Annotated in this window: 19 protein-coding genes and 2 pseudogenes; 3 read left to right on the top strand and 18 right to left on the bottom strand. The window is 62.1% G+C overall.

The window, feature by feature from the left end; translation table 11 throughout:
- Window position 1: 1 nt before the first annotated feature.
- From BHD07_RS31100 to argH, 5 genes are all read right to left on the bottom strand, one after another.
- Window positions 2-1,393, bottom strand: coding sequence for an MmgE/PrpD family protein (locus BHD07_RS31100; RefSeq protein ID WP_338284244.1), 1,392 nt, complete (start codon window positions 1,391-1,393; stop codon window positions 2-4).
- 84 nt (window positions 1,394-1,477) lie between these two features.
- Window positions 1,478-2,308, bottom strand: a complete 831-nt coding sequence (locus BHD07_RS31095; protein ID WP_445190510.1) for an ABC transporter substrate-binding protein — start codon at window positions 2,306-2,308, stop codon at window positions 1,478-1,480.
- Window positions 2,309-2,370: 62 nt separating this feature from the next.
- Window positions 2,371-3,141: an amino acid ABC transporter ATP-binding protein gene (locus BHD07_RS31090; protein ID WP_018097183.1), complete on the bottom strand. Its 771-nt coding sequence runs from the start codon at window positions 3,139-3,141 to the stop codon at window positions 2,371-2,373.
- 8 nt (window positions 3,142-3,149) lie between these two features.
- The gene (locus BHD07_RS31085) at window positions 3,150-4,022 is read right to left on the bottom strand and encodes an amino acid ABC transporter permease (protein WP_100670655.1); all 873 of its coding nucleotides are present in this window, start codon (window positions 4,020-4,022) and stop codon (window positions 3,150-3,152) included.
- Window positions 4,019-5,485, bottom strand: coding sequence for an argininosuccinate lyase (gene argH, locus BHD07_RS31080; protein ID WP_338284242.1), 1,467 nt, complete (start codon window positions 5,483-5,485; stop codon window positions 4,019-4,021). Before argH ends, BHD07_RS31085 begins: the two co-directional genes overlap by 4 nt.
- Before the next feature lie 184 nt (window positions 5,486-5,669).
- On the opposite strand from argH, the gene BHD07_RS31075 reads away from it, so the two are divergent.
- Window positions 5,670-6,572, top strand: a complete 903-nt coding sequence (locus tag BHD07_RS31075; protein WP_127709659.1) for a LysR substrate-binding domain-containing protein — start codon at window positions 5,670-5,672, stop codon at window positions 6,570-6,572.
- A 30-nt stretch (window positions 6,573-6,602) separates the two neighbouring features.
- Here the strand turns inward: BHD07_RS31075 and BHD07_RS31070 are convergent, their stop codons facing one another.
- The 5 genes and pseudogenes from BHD07_RS31070 to BHD07_RS31050 all read right to left on the bottom strand — a co-directional run bounded on the left by BHD07_RS31070 (window position 6,603) and on the right by BHD07_RS31050 (window position 11,281).
- A complete protein-coding gene (locus BHD07_RS31070; protein ID WP_338284241.1) occupies window positions 6,603-7,073 on the bottom strand; it encodes a GNAT family N-acetyltransferase in 471 nt (156 codons plus the stop codon).
- A 10-nt stretch (window positions 7,074-7,083) separates the two neighbouring features.
- Window positions 7,084-8,094, bottom strand: coding sequence for a glycoside hydrolase family 25 protein (locus tag BHD07_RS31065; RefSeq protein WP_338284240.1), 1,011 nt, complete (start codon window positions 8,092-8,094; stop codon window positions 7,084-7,086).
- Between the two features lie 134 nt (window positions 8,095-8,228).
- Entirely contained in the window at window positions 8,229-9,359 is a 1,131-nt protein-coding gene (locus BHD07_RS31060) for an extracellular solute-binding protein (protein ID WP_338284239.1), read from the bottom strand.
- Complete coding sequence (locus BHD07_RS31055) at window positions 9,356-10,516, bottom strand: CaiB/BaiF CoA transferase family protein (protein WP_338284238.1); 1,161 nt, start codon at window positions 10,514-10,516, stop codon at window positions 9,356-9,358. Before BHD07_RS31055 ends, BHD07_RS31060 begins: the two co-directional genes overlap by 4 nt.
- A gap of 295 nt (window positions 10,517-10,811) precedes the next feature.
- Window positions 10,812-11,281 (bottom strand): annotated as a pseudogene (locus tag BHD07_RS31050) (SOS response-associated peptidase family protein).
- Between the two features lie 92 nt (window positions 11,282-11,373).
- Between BHD07_RS31050 and BHD07_RS31045 the strand changes: the two are divergent.
- Window positions 11,374-11,961: an SOS response-associated peptidase gene (locus BHD07_RS31045; RefSeq protein ID WP_275598942.1), complete on the top strand. Its 588-nt coding sequence runs from the start codon at window positions 11,374-11,376 to the stop codon at window positions 11,959-11,961.
- Between the two features lie 28 nt (window positions 11,962-11,989).
- Here BHD07_RS31045 and BHD07_RS32025 read toward each other — a convergent pair.
- From BHD07_RS32025 to BHD07_RS31030, 4 genes and pseudogenes are all read right to left on the bottom strand, one after another.
- Window positions 11,990-12,106: pseudogene (locus BHD07_RS32025) on the bottom strand (autoinducer-binding protein); the annotation flags it as partial.
- The gene (gene rctB, locus BHD07_RS31040) at window positions 12,093-12,527 is read right to left on the bottom strand and encodes an SMa0974 family conjugal transfer regulator (protein ID WP_338284237.1); all 435 of its coding nucleotides are present in this window, start codon (window positions 12,525-12,527) and stop codon (window positions 12,093-12,095) included. The pseudogene BHD07_RS32025 and the gene rctB, both read right to left, overlap by 14 nt.
- Before the next feature lie 53 nt (window positions 12,528-12,580).
- Window positions 12,581-13,825 carry an 8-amino-7-oxononanoate synthase family protein gene (locus tag BHD07_RS31035; RefSeq protein ID WP_338284236.1) on the bottom strand — a complete coding sequence of 415 codons (1,245 nt, stop codon included), beginning with the start codon at window positions 13,823-13,825 and terminating at the stop codon, window positions 12,581-12,583.
- 185 nt (window positions 13,826-14,010) lie between these two features.
- Window positions 14,011-14,760, bottom strand: coding sequence for a winged helix-turn-helix transcriptional regulator (locus tag BHD07_RS31030; RefSeq protein WP_338284235.1), 750 nt, complete (start codon window positions 14,758-14,760; stop codon window positions 14,011-14,013).
- A gap of 434 nt (window positions 14,761-15,194) precedes the next feature.
- Here BHD07_RS31030 and BHD07_RS31025 point away from each other — a divergent pair, with 434 nt between their 5' ends.
- Window positions 15,195-15,425 (top strand): hypothetical protein, encoded by a 231-nt coding sequence (locus BHD07_RS31025; RefSeq protein WP_338284234.1) that lies wholly within the window; start codon window positions 15,195-15,197, stop codon window positions 15,423-15,425.
- An 88-nt stretch (window positions 15,426-15,513) separates the two neighbouring features.
- Here BHD07_RS31025 and BHD07_RS31020 read toward each other — a convergent pair whose 3' ends face one another.
- Genes BHD07_RS31020 through BHD07_RS31005 form a run of 4 tightly spaced genes read right to left on the bottom strand, consistent with a single transcriptional unit; the run spans window position 15,514 to window position 20,067 of the window.
- Window positions 15,514-16,203 carry a winged helix-turn-helix transcriptional regulator gene (locus BHD07_RS31020; RefSeq protein WP_338284233.1) on the bottom strand — a complete coding sequence of 230 codons (690 nt, stop codon included), beginning with the start codon at window positions 16,201-16,203 and terminating at the stop codon, window positions 15,514-15,516.
- Window positions 16,204-16,223: 20 nt separating this feature from the next.
- A complete protein-coding gene (locus BHD07_RS31015) occupies window positions 16,224-17,000 on the bottom strand; it encodes an SDR family oxidoreductase (RefSeq protein WP_338284232.1) in 777 nt (258 codons plus the stop codon).
- Window positions 16,997-18,709: an acetolactate synthase catalytic subunit gene (locus tag BHD07_RS31010; protein WP_338284231.1), complete on the bottom strand. Its 1,713-nt coding sequence runs from the start codon at window positions 18,707-18,709 to the stop codon at window positions 16,997-16,999. Before BHD07_RS31010 ends, BHD07_RS31015 begins: the two co-directional genes overlap by 4 nt.
- Complete coding sequence (locus BHD07_RS31005) at window positions 18,706-20,067, bottom strand: aspartate aminotransferase family protein (RefSeq protein WP_338284230.1); 1,362 nt, start codon at window positions 20,065-20,067, stop codon at window positions 18,706-18,708. The genes BHD07_RS31010 and BHD07_RS31005 overlap by 4 nt, the downstream gene beginning before the upstream one ends.
- Window positions 20,068-20,130: the final 63 nt, after the last annotated feature.

The raw sequence follows: 20,130 nt of genomic DNA, 5'->3' as shown, positions 1-20,130 counted from the left end.
CTCAGCAGAAAACGGGACGCTTGTCGCCGTCGCCGGCAAGCAGGGGCTCCAGAGCGCGGCAATCCTCGACGTGTTCGAGCTCGGCGAGCATCCGCCAGAGCCCGTCCGCCTGCTCCGTTTCGATGCTCATCGCGGCGAGCTCTCCGAACTTGGCGCGGATGGCGGCGGGGCGCATCGGCCTTTCGGCGGAGCCGGTCGCGCGGGGCACCATTCGTGCCAGACGGGCGCCGTCCTTGAAGAGAAGCGTGACGACCGGCTCGTCGAGCGGCTGCATCCCATCGTCCACCGTGAGCAGCATGCGGTCCATAACGGCCCGCAGGCGGGGATCGGCACGTCGGTCGGCGGCATAGGCCTGGAGCCCGGCCGTCAGGAACACGCAGCGTGCCGCAAGCGCATAGGGCAGGCTCATCTGCGTGGGCGCCATGGCACCGTTCTCCCGGGCGCCGCACATGCCCATCAGCATGGCGCTCAACCGCAACTCGATCCGTTCGATCTCAGCTGCATCACGTCCCGTTTCCGAAAGCAGCTCGTCCAGCGCATCGATCGCCGAATGGGCGCCCCGGCAGGAAGCGTAAGGTTTGAGGACCGCACGCCTCACCTTCCAGTCGTCGCCGAGTCTTTCGCATAGCTTCTGCGGCTCGCAGACATCCTTGTTGAACGACCGGAAAAAGCCGCCCCAGACGTCGTCGAAGACCCTGGAGGGGCCGGCAAGGCCCTCCCCTGCCAACCGCGCCGCGAGCAGCCCGCCCTCGGCCGCGCGGCCGGCATGGACCTTCTTCGCCTGCGATCCGTCATGGATGAAGGCCCAGAGACCGGAGGAGAAGCTGGTGGCGAGCGTGATCGCATCGCGCGTGGCACGATCATCGAAACCGGAAAGCCTGGCCACGGCCGCCGCAGCCGCAAGCGTGCCGCAGGTGCCCGTGGAATGCCAGCCGAGCCCGTTGTGGCTGTCGTATCCGCCCGCCGCTTCGAGGACGCGCCGGCCGGTCTCGTAGCCCGCGACCACGCTGGCGATGAGTTCCCTGCCCGTCACCGGCCGCTTCGCTTCGGCAATCGCGGCCAGAACGGCGGGAATGACGACGGCGCCCGAATGGTCGCACCCGCCGGAATCGTCGAGTTCGAAAGCGTGGGCCGCGATCCCGTTTATGAGCGCGGCCTCACGCGCTGCCGCGCGATCGCCGGTGCCCCAGATCAGCGCGCTACCGGGCACACCGGCGGCCCTGCGGGCTATGCCGGCTTCCGCCGAGCGCGCGCCAGCCAGTGCCGCGCCGATCGTGTCCGCGATGTGGACTTTGGTCGTTTCGACGACATCTGCTGGAAGCGCTTCGAACTTAAGGGCTGCAAGAAAGGATGCCAGCCTTTCGACCGGCGCGTCGGCGGCAACGCGGGGCATGGAACTGCTCATGGTTTTCGAGAATCGGTCGGCGACGGCGCATTTTGCGGCCCGGCCTGTTCGGCGGGGCCGCAGCGCGGCGGATTACTTCACCGCTTCGCCATTGACGTAAATGCCATCGAGCAAGGTGCCCTCGAGGCCGTATTTGGCGAAAATCGCCTTGTACTCGCCTGATTCCATCAGGGCCTTCAGCGCTGCGGCATAGGCGTCGCGCAGTTCCGTGTCCTTCTTGGCGAAACCGATGCCCTGATAGACCACGGTGAAGGGCTCGCCCACGACGGCGTAGGTGTCCTTCTCGAGATCCATCAGATAGGGCAGCGTTTCGGAACCCTGGACGGCGGCGTCGAGCCGGCCTTGCTTGAGCTGGGCGCGGGCATCGGCGGAGCCTTCCGTGCCGACGACCTTAATGGCCGGCAGCCCCTTGGCTTCGCAATTGGCAGCACTCCATTTCGCCGTCTCGTCCGGGAAGGAGGTGCGACGGCTCATGCCGACGGTCTTGCCGCAGAAATCGGTGAGCGTCTTGAACTCGTCCTTGCGGGCAAAGGACGTGTAGAACTGCGCGCCGGATTTCATGTAATCGATGAAATCGAGCGTATCCCGGCGCTTCGGAAGATCGCTCATGCCGCTATGGATAAGGTCGACGCGGCCGGTCTGAAGCGACGAGATCATCTGCTCGAAGCCGATATTCGACCACTCGACCGTGGTGCCGAGCTCTTTGGCAAGCGCAACGCCGAGGTCGATGTCGACACCCTTAAGCTCGTTGGTCGCCGGGTCGACATATTCCATCGGCGGATAGTTCGGCTGGTTGGCGACGACGACCTTGCCGGCCGACTTCACCCGCTCGGGCAGGCCCGCGGCATTGGCGGAAGTTGCGGCGAAGCATGCGACCGTGAGCGCTGCGATGTGCTTGTTCATGTGGTTCCCCATCTTGTCCTGGTTCGAGCCGGCGGCTTCGTCTGCCGCCGTTTTTCTGTTTCTCAGCTGTGAACGGCTTTGATGAACTCCGCCGTTCGGGCGCTTTTCGGGGTGCTGAGAACCTCCGATGCCAAGCCTGTTTCGACCACCTTGCCGGTTTCCATGAAGGTGACGGTATTCGCCACGTTGCGGGCGAAGCCGAGCTCATGGGTGACGACGATCATCGTCATGCCGGAAGCGGCAAGGTCCCGCATCACATCGAGCACTTCCGACACAAGTTCAGGGTCGAGCGCCGATGTGGGTTCGTCGAAGAGAATGAGGTCCGGCCGCATGCCCATGGCGCGGGCGATCGCGACGCGCTGCTGCTGGCCCCCGGAAAGCTCGGAAGGGTAATGGTTCGCCTTGTCCGCCAGGCCCACCCGCTCCAGCAATGCCGAGGCCCTGTCGCGCGCTTCCTTTACCGGCTCGCCGAGCACCTGCACCGGGCCCTCGGTGATGTTTTCCAGGGCAGTCTTGTGCGGGAACAGGTTGAAGCGCTGGAAGACCATGCCGATCCGCCGCCGCTGGCGCGAAATCTCCGCATCGCTGATCTCGTGGAGATTATTGCCGTCGCGGCGGTAGCCGATCAGTTCGTCCTCGACCCAGATCGCTCCGCCGTCCATCCGCTCCAAAAGATTGATGCAGCGCAGAAGCGTGCTCTTGCCCGAGCCCGAAGGACCGATGATGCAGCTCACCTCCCCGCGGGCGACGTCCAGGCTGACCTTGTCGAGGGCGCGGAACGTGCCGTAGTTCTTGGTGACGTCGATAGCCTTGACGAGAATATCCTGGTTCATGACCGACCTCACATGGACGAGCGGATCGATTTCGAACCGCGGCCGAAATAGCGCTCGATATAGTGCTGCCCTATCGAGAGCACGGAGACGACGAGCAGGTACCAGAAGCTCGCGACCAGCAGCAGTTCGAGGACGCGGGTATTGGCGAAATAGATGATCTGCGCGTTGTGCAGGATCTCGGAATATTGGATGACGCTGGCGAGCGACGTCAGCTTCACCATGCCGATCACCTCGTTGCCGACCGGCGGCACCATGACGCGCATCGCCTGCGGCAGGACGATACGGCGCAGCATCATCATCTGCGTCATGCCGATCGTGCGCGCAGCCTCGTACTGGCCGCTATCGACGGACAGAAGCCCGCTTCGCACGACCTCCGAAGTATAGGCGCCCTGGGATATGCCGAGCCCGAGTACGGCGGCGACGAAGGGCGTCATGACGTCGACCGTCCTGAACTCGAACAGTCCCGGAATGCCGAGCGTCGGGAAGATGAGCGCCAGGTTGAACCACAGCATCAGCTGCAGCAGCGCCGGGGCGCCGCGAAAGACCCAAATATAGCCGATGGCGATCGACGACAGCACCGGATTGCCTGATATCCGCATGATGGCGATGACGACGCCGAGGACGATGCCGAGCCCCATGGCGGCAACGGTCATCAGCAGGGTGTTGTAGAGGCCGGCGAGGATTGCGGGTGCGAACAGAAAATCGCGCACATAGCTCCATTCGATCTGCCCGACGCTGAAGGCCCGCACGAGACCTGCAAACAGCAGGAGCACGATGCCCGCCGCAATCATCCGCCCGATATGGCGCTTCGGCACCAGTTTCAGGTGGGCGATCTCGTATTTGGAATCCGCAGGCGGTGTTGCGAGGCTTGCCACATTCATCGGCGTCGCGCCTCCTCTGCGCCGTTCTTCGTGCCCCCTAAGGTCCCGCCGCCGATCGCGCCGCCGGCAAAGGCGCGGCAGCCGGCAAGCGCTGTTTCGAAGCGGGCGATCTGCTCGCGAACCCGCTCCGGCGCCGTTGCACCGTAGCCGTTTCTGCTGGCAAGCGCCTTTTCGAGCGCCAGAGCCGCAAGCATCTCCGGCTGAAGCCGCGGATCGATCCCCGGCAGATCCTCGGCCGTCAGGCCGGCAAGGTCGTGGCCGCGCTCTTCGCAATAGCGTACCACTGCGCCGGTGATCTCGTGCGCTTCGGCGAAAGGCACGTTCCGGCCCACCAGCCAGTCGGCCACTTCGGTCGCGAGCGTAAAGCCCTTCGGCGCCTCCTCGCGCAGCTTCTCCACGTCGAATTCCAGCGTTCCCACCATGCCGGCAAAGGCGGGCAGCACCAGTTCGAGAACGTCGATCGTCTCGAACAGGCTGCGCTTGTCCTCGGCGAGATCACGGTTATAGGCGAGCGGCATCGCCTTCATGGTCGCGAGGAAGCCGGCGATGTTGCCGATCAGCGTGCCCGACATGCCGCGCGTCAGCTCGGCGACGTCGGGGTTCTTCTTCTGCGGCATGATCGAGGAGCCGGTGGAATAGGAATCATGCAGCCGCACCCAGCTGAACTGCTTGGAGCTCCAGAGGCAGATTTCCTCCGCAAGCCGCGAGAGATCCACCGCCACCAGCGAGCAGATGAAGAGGAATTCGGCGACGTGATCGCGCGCGGCGACGGCATCGATGGAGTTCTCGCAAGCGGCCGAATAGCCGAGATCGATGGCAGAGAGATCCGGGCGGCGCGCAATGCCGGAGCCGGCCAGCGCGGCCGCACCCAGAGGCGAGCGATCGAAGCGGCGGTCCCAATCGGCAAAACGCTGCAGGTCGCGCAGCAGCGACTGCGCATGCGCCATGAGATGGTGGCCGAGCACGACCGGCTGGGCCGGCTGAAGATGGGTAAAGCCGGGCATCACGGTCTCCGTATGCCGGGATGCCTGCTCCATCAGTGCTTCTTCGATGGCGATCACGCCCCGGGAAAGCTCCCGCGCCATGCGCCGCAGATAGAGGCGCGTATTGTTGGCCGTCTGGTCGTTGCGCGACCGCCCGGCGCGAAGCTTGCCGCCAAGCGTGCCGAGGCGCGCCATCAACAGACGTTCGAGAAAGGTATGCAGATCCTCGTCGGCCGCAATAGGTTCTTCGCGGCCGGCACCGACATCGGCTTCGATGCCTTCCAGGGCCGCGCGTATCGCGGAGAATTCACTCTCGTCCAGGACGCCGGCCCGCTTCAACTCCGAAGCATGGGCGCGCGAACCTGCAATATCTTCCCTGTACAGGCGAAAGTAAGAGCGGGGCGCGCGGGACAGATTGGCAAGCGCTTCGGACGGTCCGGACTTGAATCGTCCACCCCAAAGCTGAGTGGGCTCAGTCATCTTCGTTCCCTTTATTTGTCATTCTTTCGAAGAAGCTCCCACGGGTGGCATAGCCCGGCAAGCGAAGTTATTTCACCAAGCTATGACAAAAACGACTAGCCTTGCTCCGGGCACTTATTTAGGGTCTGCGCAAAGAACGGGGCGGAGCGGACGCGCATCGGCTGCATCTGGCGGAGGAATTTTCATGGCTTCGGGACGGCGGCGCTTGCCTTCGACGACCGCGCTTCAGGTGCTGCTTGCGGTGGCCGAAAGGGGATCGACGAGCGCCGCCGCCGAAAGCACGTCGCTGTCGCAGAGCGCCGTCAGCAAGCAATTGCTGTCGCTCGAAGAGCTGATCGGCAGCCCCGTCTTCGTCCGGACACCGCGCGGAATGATCCCGACGGAGGTCGGCACGATCTATATCGAACAGGCGCGCACCGCATTGAAGGCGATGGAGGACGCCGCCCTTCGCGTCGCCCGCCTGAAACCGGGCCCGCGCGTGCTGAGATTGCAGGTGCCGCCCATTTTCGGGGACCGGTGGCTGCTGCCGCGCTTCCTTCGTTTTACCGAGCAGCACCCGGAGATCGAGGTGCAGTTCACGACGTTCGTTTCTCCGACACAGTCCCAGACGCCCGATGCGATATTCCGCTTCCTGAGCGAACCGCTGCCGGACGAGGAAACCAGCTATCTCTTCGGGCGCGAGGTTCTTGTCGTCAGCGCCCCTTCCTACTGGGAGAAGAACGGCACTCCGGAGACGATCGAAGATCTCGCCGACGGCATCATGCTGGAGCACCCGCAGACGCCGCTGCACTGGAATTATTTCGCCAAGGGTCATGGCAAGGACGACCTCGCGGTCCGGCACACCACGCGCTTCGGCTATTATACGATGGTGATCCGGGCGGCACTTGCCGGACAGGGAATGGCTTTGATCCCGCGCGGCCTTATCCTCGATGACCTTGCGGCGGGAAAGCTCGTCAATCCGAACGGCTTCGGATATCGAAGCGACCATGGCTACTGGTTCGCAAAACCGCGGGACATCGCTCCGAGTGCTTCCATGCGGACGTTCGAGGCATGGCTGATGGCGGAAGCCGAAGGCATGGGCGACTGAGGGCGGCCGGCCCGGGCCGCGGCGCCCGCTTCAGTCCGACAGCCGCGCGAGCGCCTCTCCGTCGAGCCGGAAGAAGACCTTGTCCGGTTTGCGCGCGCCGCCCAGTTCTTCATAGAAGGAGAGGAGCCGTGTGTTTTCCGCCTCCGCGGTCCAATCGATGCGCGTGAGCCCGCGCTCCTTCGCCAGGCTGGCCAGCTTCTGCATCAAGGCTCGGCCGAGGCCGCGGCCCCGCTGCGATCCGCTGACGTAGAGTTCCTTCAGAAAAATGCCCGGCTTCAGGCCCGGCCCGGGGTAAATCGCGGAGAAGGCGGCGAAACCGAGCACCGAACCATGCTCCTCGGCGACGAGGATCTCCGCGCCCGGCGGCATGGCTTCAAGCCCCGCGATTATCTCGGCGCGCGGCGGACAGGCCACGCGGTAATGCGCCTGCATTTCCTCCATGAGGGCCGCAAGTGCAGGGAAGGCCGCGTCATTGGGTTGCAGCAGGCGGATCGGCGTCACTTCTGTTCCCTCAGCTCGAGCGCGCCGCCACCCAGTTGTGCCAGTCTTCCTCGCTGCCGTTGAAGACGTTGAGGTCGATCCGCCCGTCGACGCCGTGGGACAGGCCCGAGCCCGAATATTGCCAGAATATCCATTTGCGCCCGGGATAAACCTTGGACGGGTGCGCCGCGACCGAGCGCAGCCAGAAGGGATGATTGGGGAACGCGCCCTGCAGATTGTCGCGGTAGAAGTCCGGCGCGGTATAGATGATCGGGCGCTGGCCGTAGTGGCGCTCCAGCTTGTCCATGAAGACCTGCATCTTTTCCCGCACCCGCTCCGGCGACGGACGCCGCTTGCAGCTCGACTCGCCGTTCCACTCGACATCGATGACGGGCGGAAGCGCGCTCGGATCCCGGGGCACGTTGCGGATGAACCAGTCCGCCTGCTCGCCGGCCGTGCGGCACCAATAGAAGAAGTGATAGGCGCCGCGTTTCAGCCCGGCCTCGTCGGCTCGGCGCCAGTTCTTCTTGAACATGGGGTCGAGATGATCGCCGCCGTCGGTCGCCTTGATGTAGGCGAAGTTGGCGCCTTGCGTGCGCAGCTTCGCCCAGTTGATGTCGCCCTGCCAGCGCGAAACGTCGACGCCGTGTACGGCGAGTTTGCGCGGCGACCGGGTACCGAAATTGATCGGATGGGCATCGCGGAAGCTGTGGCTGTAGACGCGTGAGCGGCCGCGCGGCTCGCGCGCGGGATTTTCGGGAGCGAGCATCGCCATGGGTCGCTCGGCCGGAACCGGCATGCCCACCGTCCTGTCCGCCGGCATGAAGGCCTGCGGCTCGGGAACGGTTCCCGCCCAGGCGAGCGCCTCCGGCTGAGGCGCCGCTTGCGCGGCAGCGGCACTGACCTCCGCCGTAGGAACCGGACTTGCCGGACGGACGACGGAGCTCGTCGTCTCGCGCGAGGGCCTGCTCCCCCCGAAGCCGCAGCTCGTTAGAGCCAGGCAGGTTATGACGATCGCTGAGACAGCCGAAAAAGGACGCATGAGGACCCGCACGCAATACAAAAGCCGACGGCAACCGCGCCGTCAGGACCCACTGACGAGACTTGCTAACGGGAAATTACCAAGAAAGATTGAATCCAATCTTTACGCGGGCAGAGTTGGTAGCGATTTCGCCCTCAGCGAAAACTCGCAAGAAACAGCCGGTTGAGCTCTTCGACCACGAGCCTCGGCCTTTCCCTGCTCCGCAGCCCCTCGTTCAGGCGGTCCGAGCCCGCCTGCTGGAAGGTCATGTAGCCGTCGTGGCGTGGCCGCAGCCAGGCGCCTTCGAGCGTCGCCCGCGTCGCGCGGTAAAAATCATGGGTCGCCGCATTGACCGTATCGTCCTGCCAGGCCTCCCCATGGCCGGGCTGGCCGCCGGATGCCGCATAGGGGCCGCGCTGCACGCCGCCGCCCGCAACCCAATAGGCGAAATCGATCGCCTGTTCCGGCGCCTTCGAAAAGGCCGAGACCGCTATGCCCGTCCCGCCGAGCGCCGAGCCGACCGGCCCGGCGGCACCGACGGTCGGGAAATCGCCGAAGCGGACGAGCGCCGGGCGAAAGCCGGCAATGGAATAGCTGACATAGCCGTAGATAAGCGGCGCGCAGGCGGCGGGCGAGGCCTCGGCCGCCATGGCCTCGAGCACCGCGATCGGGTCCATGCCGAAGCATGCGGGGTCGATGAGTGCCGAGATTTCCTGCAGCAGCTCGACCGCCATGGCGCCGGTGTCGGCGTCGACGAGATCGCCCTTACCGGCGCTGCGGCAAGGACGGCCGAGATTGCCGCAGAGGGTGTAGAAGCTCATCAGCGAATGCGGCGGCCTCAGCGGCAGGAGAACGCCGCCGCTGCGCGCGAGCGCGAGCATATCCCGCCAGGTCCGAAGGCGATCCGTCCGGTCCGGCCGCCAGGCCTGCACCTGGGTCGCCGCGTCGATCGGAAAGGCCCATTGCCGTTCGTTCCACGCATAGCTCCGATAGGACGGGCCGACGCTTGCCGCCGAGAGCGCCTGCCGCTCCGCCTCGCGGCCCGGCACGTCCAGGGGCAGCAGGCAATTCTCGCCGGTGATCTGCCCCACATGCGGATGGTCGATGACGATCAGGTCATAGTTCCTGGCCAGGGTCTCGACCGGAAAGGTCTCGAAATCCTGCAGCGACCGCTTCTCCCACCGGATCTCGACGCCCATCTTTTCCTGCCAGGATTGCGAGCAGGCCACCATCGGATCATAGCCGCGCGGGTGATTCCAGGTCATTCCCTTGAGGACGACGCTCATAGTCCGAACTCCTCCCTGATCGAGCGGCCATGCTCACCGATCCGCGGGGCGGCGCGCTCGACGCGCGGGCGGCGGCCGTTGATCCTGAGCGGCGAGCGCGTGGTGGTGATCGATACGTCATCTTCGCGCATCACCGTCTGCAGCATGTCGAGCACCTGGAAACCGTCGCTTTCCAGAAGCTCGTTCCAGTCGAGCACGCGCGCGCACCAGATATCGGCCGGCTCCAGCACCGCCAGCCATTCGTCGACGGTGCTGAGCGCGACGCGGGCAGCAATCAGCGCCTTGATGCGGTCGCGCTCGGTAAACCACGAGGACGGGTCATCGCGATAGGGGGCGAGTTCGTCGATCTGAAGCAGGTCCGCCAGCTTCGGGATCGGCGTCATGGCGATTGCGAGATAGCCGTCGCTCGCCGCATAGACGCCATAGGGTGCGGCGAGATAAGCATGGGCGCTCCGGAATGCCGACCGCTTCGGCAGACGGCCGCCGTCATTGAGATGCGTGGTCAATACCTCGAACTGGAAATCGACAAGCGCCTCCAGGAGGCTCGTTTCGACGAGGCTTCCCTTGCCGGAAATGCCGCGCCGCACCAGCGCCGCGAGAATCCCTTGAGCGGCGGCGGCGCCGGCCAGCATGTCGCCGATGGCGAGCCCGAAGGGAACCGGCCCCTGCCCTTCGTCGCCGTTCAGCCACATGACCCCCGAGCGCGCCTGCGCCAGCAGATCCTGGCCGGGACGCTTCACCCAGGGGCCCTCCTCGCCATAACCGCTGATCGAGGCATAGACGATGCGCGGATTGATGGCCCTGATCGCCTCATAGTCCAGCCCCAGTCTTTCGATGACGCCCGGCCGGAAGTTCTGGATCACGACATCGGCCTGCGCGAGAAGCCGCTTCAGTGCGGCAAGATCGGCCTCGTTCTTGAGGTCTATCGCGAGGCTTTCCTTGGCGCGGTTGATCGCATGGAAAATGGTCGAGTCGCCGCCGATCTCGGTGTCGCTCAGATAAAGCCGGCGGGAAAGATCGCCGCCATCCGGCCGCTCGATCTTGATCACCCGCGCGCCGAGATCCATCAGCCGCAGCGAACAATAGGGGCCGGAAAGAAACTGGCTCATGTCGACGACCACCAGGCCGGAAAGCGGCAATTCGGATTCTGTTGTCATGCGTGGTTACTCTTCCCTCGTGCAGCGGCAACGCTATGCGGATGACTGTCGGACAAAAATAGTGTCTTCTTATTTGAATACTTAATTCAAATATAGGTGTCCTGACAAGCTGCAAAAGGGACGACGTCCGCTGCATGGCGCAGCTGACTGCCGGAATGAAGCAACGACAGGACTGGCGATACCTGAACGGATTGGAGACGCGCTGGCGCCATCGAGAGGCGCTCGGAATTCCGCGCATGCGCATCACGCTACAGGCCTCACCGGCTCTGCGGCATTTCCTGCAACAAGTTTCTGTCTAAGATGGCGTCTGGCCAGAACAAGCCCAATGGGACGCAGACCCGTCCAGCATCGACTGAACTGGAGAGGTTGGATGTCGCAAGACCTGGAAAGTCCCTGCCGGCTGCGGCCGCAGGATTTCGTCTTCGCGGAAAAGTCCGTCGAGCCAGACCACGCGTTGATCGCGGGTGAGTACCCAGCTGGCGGGCGTGGTACGGCGCGAGATCGGCATTCGGCTCCATCGTGGCATATGTCTCCGGCCAGGCCGGGTCGCCGGCCGCCAAATCCCCGCGAAATAGAACCAGTCACCATTGGTGAGCGAGAAGCTGAAGTTCCTGTGCCGAAACTCGGACGCGGGCACCAGGCAGCGGCGGGCGGGGAACGTCCGGGTCTTCCGATCGGACGACGTTCACGGCGCCCGCCAACGTCGCGCGGACGCAGGCCCCACGGCCGCCCCACCATCTCCACTTCGCCATCATGGCGCCTCATGATGACGCGGCGGGCGTCGGACTGGCAACCTTCGCGCGCGTCACCTACCAGAAACACGATTCCGAGACAATCGGACCTGAGACGGAGGATGCATGTGCAATGATTATCGGCTAATGACGGATGTCGCCTCCATCGTCGAGGGCTTTGCCGAGCTCAAGATCAAGATCCGTTTCGGCGAAGGCACCCCGAATCTCGAAGCCCGTGAGGACATCAAGATCACCGATGTTGGGCCGATCGTCAGGGCCATCGACGGAGTGCCGGATGAGGCCGAGCTCGTACAGCGACGCTGGAGTTGGCCGGGGCCGAACAAGCGGCCGGTGTATAACTTCCGATCAGAGGGACGGGAGTTCAACTCCCGCTGCCTAATTCTTGCCGACGGCTTTTACGAGTTCACCGATCCGAAGGATCCGAGCAAGAAGCGCAAGGACAAGTGGCTGTTCACCAAGAAGGACGAGCCGATCTTCTGCATCGCCGGCATCTGGCGCAACACGCCTGAGGTCGGGCAAGCCTTCACCATGCTGACGATGGCGCCGGGGCCCGACATCGCTCCCTACCACGATCGACAGATCGTGATCCTTGAGCGCGATGTATGGACTGACTGGCTGAACCCGAGTGTTTCTGCGAAGTCGTTGATCAAACCCCTTCCGGTGGGCACGCTATCGGTAGAGCACGTTGGCTAGAGTCTGCTCGATTCGATTCGTGATGTATTCACGGGCTCCAAATCAGCTTGAGCTTTGTCGCCTGCGCATGCGTGCCGGCATTCAGCGACCTGCGAGCATTATTCATGTGGAAGTTCGCGTAGGTCATGTTCTCAATGGTGGTGATTGCTCTGCGTGTCCAACGTTCCTGCCGTTAGTCGTTTGTGGTGAACCTCAGCCGTGGCGAGTTTCTCCCGTTCATGCACTTCATCTTGGCTCGGATGTACACGTCCGACCGCTGCAAATGGTGATTCACCGGCCGGGTACCAAGCGAATTCCTCGGGCTCCAATGCCGTCAACTTCACAATGCTGCCCTCCAATGCCGTTCGTATTCCATAGTAAGAGATGACGTCTGTCGCGACGACCCGCATCAAAATCCCTCTACCGACAGCTCTCACGACGGCCTCGCCATCGATGAACTTGAAAGTCTTTTCCATTCCGTTGTCCACGATTGAGACGCAAAATTCGGCAAACCGTTGGGAGACAGTCTCGACGAGGTTCCTTGAACCGGGGACGGAGACACAGCACTCCGAGAGGTGCTCAGACATGTTCGCTCCTTGTAAGATTCAATGTTGGCGTGGTCTTGGTGCAGCACAGGCTCTTATCTGTTCGTCAGCACGTCTTGGATCGCGGTGCCCACCGCCCGGATATCGTCTTCGGAGTGTCCGGCCGTGGGGCAAAGCCGCAACCCTGCCCTTCCCCGTGCAACGGTGGGAAAGAAGATCGCCGACGTATAGAAACCGCGGTCGAGCAAAGCTCTTGCGGCTTCGATGGCCGTCATCTCGTCGCCTATCTCGACCGTTCGTATCGGCAAGGGTGAGCCTTGCTGGTCTGTGGGAATGAGGCTGTCGAACAAGGCGATTCTGCTTCGAAGTCCCTGTTGTAGCTCCGTGAGTTCTTGCGTTAGGTGCAGTTGCTGCGACGCGCGCGCCGCGCCGATTGCCGCGACGTTCAGCGACGCCGAAAACGCATGAGCGACCGCGAATCTTCGAAACAGTTCCTCTTGCCGCGCCGTTCCAAGCATGATCAAGCCTCCTGAGGCGCCGAAGCCCTTTCCAAGCGAAGCCGCAATTATCGTCCGCTCCCCCAGGTGCCCGCTCATTTGCGATCTGGCAAAGCCTTCCCCGTGCTTGCCGAAGATCGATATCCCATGTGCGTCATCTATATAGAGGAAGAGGCCATAGCGGTCCTGCAGGCGCCTTAGGTCCTCGATGCCGGCGCTTCCGCCCATCGAATAGACGCCGTCGCAAACGAAGGCGACGGATTCGTTCGCGCGGCAGAGCATCTCGAGCGCGTCGAGATCGTTGTGAGCAATGGTCTCGACGCGAGTTTCGGCGGCAATGGTTCCCTTGTGAAAGGCAAGCGTCGCGTGGGCAAAGCGATCGAACACCATCAGCGGCTTAACGCCACCCGTGAGATGCCCGGAAGCAATCAGCGGCAACGCACTCATGTTGGCTGCGAGCACTGTGGTATAAGTAATCACCCGCGCATCGAACAACTCCGACAGCGCCGCCTCCAAGTCACCGAGAATCGAGAAATTGAGACGCGTCCTTGCGCATGACCAATGAAGTGCGCCGTAATCTTTCAGTGCGTCGACGGCACCTGCAACGACCTGCGGATGGTTGTCCAAGCCAAGATAGGAGCAACGCACGAAGTCGACGACCCGACGTCCGCGGTCATGGGTTAGTGCCACGGCACGATTCTCCAAGGGTCGCCCGTAAATCGCCATCAAGCCCCGGAAATGCGCGGCATCGAAATGGCTTTGGGCGTACTGGATTAAGCTGGCGGTGTTCCTTTGGGCACCCTTGCCAGAAATACTTCCCTGCCATGGCGCTTTTTCTTCCATCCGAAAATCTCCCGAGACTTGAGCGGCGAATGCACGGGAGATTTATTTGTTTAGGCACTAAACTCAACGAAGTATTCGCGAAATATTTTCACCCTGCATTTTGCATTCCGGGTAAAATTACGGTTGAATTTTCCTTTCGCTGCATTGTTGAAAAAAAATATGAGAAGTGTGAAACGTATCCGAGCTCAATCGGAACCATCATCAATGTCGATCGCATAGCCGGTTGCCCGTATTGTGCGAATAAGAGGATGGCCGGTCAGGCGCTCGAGCTCCCGACGCAAGCGACCGACATGCACATCCACAGTGCGCGGCTGCACGTAGCGATTTGATGGCCATGCCGCTTCGATCAGTTCCAGACGGCTTCGCACCCGGCCTGGTGCCTCAAGCAGGCATCGCAGCAGGTTGAATTCGATGGCACCGAATTGAACGTCTTCATCGCCATATCTGACGAGACGGCGCCTAGGCTCGAGTCTTAACTCGCCAAAGGTCTCAGCGACCTCTTCGCTAGCGAGATGTGTCGGCTGCTTATCATTCGCACGATTGTCCGGCAGAGAACCAAGGTAAGCAAGCAGCCTTGCCGGGGAGACCGGGCGCACGAAGTTTTCGTCAACCCCCGCTTTCAACAGTGCCAGATAGTACCGCTCATTGCCCGACGAAACGAGGGCGATAGTCGGGATACGCGAGGTTACGTCGTTAGCCTTTATGGCGGCACATGTTCTCACCGTGAGCTCTGAATCCTCTGCTGAATCCAGGATGATTGCTGTGGCCGGCCTTAGCACAGCCTGATCCACTACCTCTTCTTCGCTCACCAACATCGTCTGAAAGCCCTCCGACGCGAGGATGTGTGCAAGCAGCACGTAGAAGTTCGCATTACCAGAGCAGATCAGGACCAAGTGTTTTGTGTGCTGAGCCTTCGTGCTTTCAAGCTGTCTCATCGCCGTTCTCTTCCCGATGTTTGATGTCACAAAAATCGGAAATAGTATGGTCGCGGCTCCTGCGTAATCCCTAGAATTTTAGAGATATTGCGCGAAATAGCCATAAATATGTAAATACCACGCGCGTTTCGTCTTATTTTGTTGCAACATTTTTGTTGAATTTCGATGTGAGATGGGCACTCTGTGGATTCAGCGAACCGGGTTCGCTATTCATGCACCATGACATCAGAGAACGCGCCAGAACCGATGAAGACCAGCCTCGACCATCTTCCGCTTCGAAAACAGTCCGGAAAGGGCACAGTCTTCGCTTGTGATAGACACATTTGCCAGGGACGGCACGATGAGAACCAAATGGTTCTGTGGCTCGCGAAAGCTGAGTTCCAACGTCCGGCAACCCATTTTGATCCCCTGCGCCGGACAGCAGGAGGTTCAGCGTGTCCAAGATTTTTTGCAATCCCGCCAGCGGGGAGCAAAGCCCCCGGAAAGACGGCTTCTGGCAGAAGCATGAACAGGAGGAAGTGGTGGAGGCGGCGATCGGCCTCTATGGCAACGAAGCCGCAATTGCGGCCGCCTATTGCGCGCTCGAGGCCTGGACCGAACACCGACACGGCGATTACGGCTTCTGGTTTGAGGTATTCCTACGGCTTAGAAACCGCTTAATTTAGCAGTTCATCTATTCAGAGGGTGCGCCTTGCGGCTGTCATTGGTCGAGCAAGGCGCTACCCGCCCTAAATTGGGAAACACTCAATTTCGCTATGGCGGAGCGAGCCCGTCGAGGGCGTAGCCAATGGACCGTACGGTGCGGATAACATCAGGCCCATAGTGGTTCAGTGCGCGCCTGATGTGACCGATATGGATATCGACAGTGCGGAGCTCGACTTCGGCTTCAGGCGGCCAGCCCGCGGCGATGAGATCGTCACGACTGTGCACCACAGTTGGCATCTTCATAAGATGCAGAAGCAGTCTGAACTGTAGCGCGGAAAGGCTTACAGTGTGGCCGTTTCGCGTAACACGAACCCTGGCGACATTCATCTCGATATCCGCGTGCCGGAATATCTCCTCGCGTGAGACGCCAGGGCGGGAGTCGTCGGGCAAGTTCGTTTGAATGCCCTTGAGGAACGCGAGCAGGTGTCGCGGATCGTAGGGACTGCATATGACCACGTCGATCCCGAGACTGCTGAGACCCTTCCTCGGTGCATTCGCAAAGACGCCGACTGGCGGGCGGTCGCTGATTGCCTTTATGCGGCGGCAAAGGCCAGGCGCCTCTGGGCGCAGATCGGAACAATCGACCAGGACAGCGAGCGGCCTTTCGGTCTCGATTGTACTAATCAGTTCGCTCGCATCGGAGCAAAGCTGGACAGGAAATCCCTCGGTCTCGAGAATGTACTCGAGCAGAAGAAAGAGCTCCGCATTGCCCGTATAAATCAGCACACCCGCATGCATTCCGCACCCGGTCTCCAACTTCAAAGTGGCGCGTATTCTCCGCCATTGATGTCTATTACCGCGCCATTGATGAAGGCTGCTCCGTCGGAGGTCAGGAAACCGATGGCCGCCGCGACTTCTTCAGGCTCCCCCAGGCGGCCGGCGGGAATACGGGCAACTGCTGTGCGATTGACCTCGCCGTCACGAGGACCGGCCATCTCCGTGGCAATCCTTCCTGGCGCAACGACATTCACCGTAATTGAGTGCGCCGCGTACCGTGAGACCAGCGAGCGGGCAAAGCCCGCAAGTGCGGCTTTCGAGGCGACATAGGCGGTGCCCGCGATTTTCGGGAGCGCACGACCGGCAATGGACCCGACAAGAACGACGCGGCCAAAACCCTGCGCGCACATGCCCGGCAGAACCGCCTGGCAGCAAAGCATTGTCCCGGTCAGGTTGACGGAAAGAACCGTGTTCCATTCTTGGAGTGTGATCTCTTGGAATGGGGTCGGCCCGTTGAGCCCCTTGGGTGATATGCCGGCATTGCAAACGAGAATGTCTGCTCTGCCCCAGCAATCGTCCAATTCCCGAAAGAATGACGTTATCTGCGCCGGCTCACCGAGATCGACAGCGCGCGCGAACACCCGCTCGGAGCCGAAATCCTGACAAAGAGCTTGGGTGGCGCTTTCAACATTGACGAGCTTTTGCCCGAAGAGGGCGACCCGGCATCCACGCTCCAACAAGAGACGGGATGTTGCCAACCCGATACCGGAAGTGCCGCCGGTGACGACGGCAATTCTTGCTTTAGAATTGCGACTCATGCCGCTTCGTCCATCTTTGCGAAGAGTGAGAGGGGGGGATGCGCCGCCGGGTCGGTCATCACTTCGATCAACAGCGGCCCCTGGTCCATGCCACGCTGCAAGTGATAGGCAAGCTCACTCGGGTCTTCCACACGAACCGCTGGGCAGCCGCAGGCTTCCGCCAATTTCGCGTGATCCACCTCGGCAAAGTGGCATGCCGATGTGAAGTTGCCGAACTTCACCGTTTCCGCATCGCGCTGGAAACCGAGGATGCCGTTGTTGAGGACGACGATCGCCAAAGGAAGCCTCATCCGCATCATGGTCTCAAGCTCGGCCCAGCTGTGAGCAAAGCCGCCGTCACCGACAATCGCAATGACCGGCTTATCCGGTCGCGCAACCTTGGCCCCGATCGCGAGCGGCACCCCCCAACCGAGCCCCGCCAGCCCGCGCGGCGTGATAAAGCGCATTCCGCTCGCTCGCGCTCGGAGTTGGCCCAGGACCCACATAGACGAGTAGCTCGCGTCGGCGACGACCGTTACGTCGCCGGTTAGCAGGTCCTGGAGTTCAGCCATAATCCGTTCTGGGCGTATCGGTCGGGAACGCGATGTCACCACGTCGTGGCGATCAAGCTCGAACCGCTTCCAATTTTGATGGATACATTCCTCCAGTCGCGCGCGATCCCCATGCCGCCGCGCGAGGTCGACGCGGGTGAGCGCCGCTCTCAGGGTGGCAAGCGTTTCCCGGGCATCGCCCACCAGCCGAATGGCTTCGTAGTTGCGTCCGATCTCCACCGGATCGACGTCAATGTGCACGACCGTCGCGCTGGAGGGAATTTGCCGCCAATTGTCGGTGCCGTTCTGGTTGGTACGCGTTCCGATGAGAATGACCAAGTCCGCACTTCCGACCAAAGCGGACGAGTATCGACCGAGCGATCGCGGCCCGACCAGCGAGCCTAACACTCCGGCCGAAAGCGGATGAAATTCGTCCACCGCCCCCTTCCCCATGTTCGTGGTGAGAATCGGCAGGCACGCTTCCTGCTGGAGCGCAGCGAGTTCTGCCGCGGCGCCGCCGCAATGAACGCCTCCGCCGGCGATAATGATCGGGGCTCGCGCCGCTGCGATCAGAGACGCGACCTCTGCTAGTGCTTTATCCGACGGGCGGACGCGATCCAAGGGCCAGTGGCCTAAGTTCTTTGAACGTACTACCGCCGGAGATCTCGCCTCGGCACGCAGGAGATCGGCTGGAAGCAGCAGAGCGGCTGGGCCGGCACGGCCTGACGACGCGGCCGTAAATGCCGCGTCCACATAGTCGTCGATCCGCTCCGGAACCGTGACACGCCGCACCCATTTAGTGCAGGACTGGAAAAGAGCAATCTGATCAAGATCCTGAAAGGCATTGCGGTCCATTTGGTCTCGCTCGACATCCTGCACAAGCGCAACGATCGGCACACTAGCCTTCAACGCCTCGGCCAGCGGCGGCACAAGCAAAGTTGCCGCGGGGCCGTTTTGGGCGGCAACCACAGCTACTTTGCCGGAAAGACGGGCGTAGCCGTCCGCCATCGCACCGCCCATGTTCTCCTGCCGGTACGCGATCTGGCGAATGCCGATCGCTTCCGCAGCAAGGATGACCGCGGATGGCAGGCTTTGGCCAAATATGAATTCCACATCGTGCCGGCGAAGAATCGTCGCGATACGCTGCGCAACGGTTTCGTTTGGGTTCTGTTGCGTCATTGCGCGCACTCCTTTCCGGATTGGATTTCGGCCTGAAGAAATTCGTCAAATGCACTGAGGATAAGGTCGATGTCGCTGTCGACCATTGGCGTCGAAAGGCAGGCGGCGGCTCCATAGGGGAGAAGAATGCCCGCTTCCAGCAAGTAGCGGCTCATTCTTCGCATGAGGGAGGCCTCTTCGGCGCTCAGATAGGCATCGCGATATTCGAGCGGCGCGATGCGCTTCGGATGGATGCGGAAGAGCGAGGCGGCGCCGGTCACCGAGAAGCGCGCGTCGCGCTTGGCAATGCTTGCCCTCAAGCCCGCGCGCAACCTCTCGCCCATCGCTTCGAGGTGATCGAACGCATCGGGGGTCATCGCCTCCATCGCTGCCCGGCCAGCGGCCATTGAGACCGGATTTGCGGAAAACGTGCCACCCTGCGGCAACAACGGTTTTCCATTTTCGGTGCCGAAAACGCGCATCACTTCCTCGCGGCCGCCAATAGCACCGATCGGGAAGCCGCCTCCGATGATTTTGCCGGCCGTGGTCAGATCGGGTTTCAGACCGTAGCGTGCTGAGGCCCCGGCATAGCTCTGCCGAAGATTAAGCACCTCGTCCGCGACGATCAGGATTCCGTACTTGCGCGCCGTTTCCGACAAAGCCTCGAAGAAGGCGGGCTCCGGATGCAGCAACCCCGCCCGGCTGGGCATGGGATCGATCAGTACACAGGCAACGCGGTCGCTCGCCGCACTCAAGCGCGCTTCAAGGCCCTCGACGTCGTTGAAGCGCAAAAGATGGACTCCGTCGGCGACGCTTGAGGGAGTGCCGCGATAGGCCGGAGTTGCGACGGACATTGGCGCCCAGCCGCCTTTGCCGGGCGAAACCTCCTGCCCAGCCTCTGCCCAGTCATAGGCGCCGTGATAGGCGCCCTCGATGCGTGCGATCGCGGGCCTGCCGGTGAAAGCGCGCGCGGCCTTGATCGCGAACATGACCGCTTCCGTTCCGCTGTTGACGAAGCGGACCCGTTCCATAGCGGGAATGCGGGTCGTCAGAAGTTCCGCGAGCGCGATTTCATGCTCCGTGGGGTTGGCGAAACAGGTTCCCGAGCGCAGCAGGTCGACGACAGCCTCCGAGGCCGGAGCGAAGCCGTGCCCGTGAATGAGCGTAGTAAAATTGTTGTTCAGATCGAGGAGCCGGTTCCCGTCGACATCGACGAGATAAGCCCCCTCGCCGCGCTGGACATAGATCGGAAACGGGTTCCTCTCCACCGTGGCGCGGGTGGTTCCATCCGGGAACACGGCCTTGGCGCGGTTGAATAAATGTTTTGACCGACTACGCGCAGACGTCTGCCGCAGCCTGTTTGTTGCTTGAACGAGCATAGTTCCGGCTTCCTGAGGTGAGAAATCCACCGCTCGCTTTGCACGAGCTTCACAATTTTGTTG

Source organism: Sinorhizobium sp. KGO-5, assembly GCF_036245905.1.
GTDB classification, from domain to species: Bacteria; Pseudomonadota; Alphaproteobacteria; order Rhizobiales; family Rhizobiaceae; genus Sinorhizobium; species Sinorhizobium meliloti_A.
The sequence above is the reverse complement of the archived record's forward strand: the minus strand, read 5'-3'. Positions and strand labels throughout refer to the sequence as shown.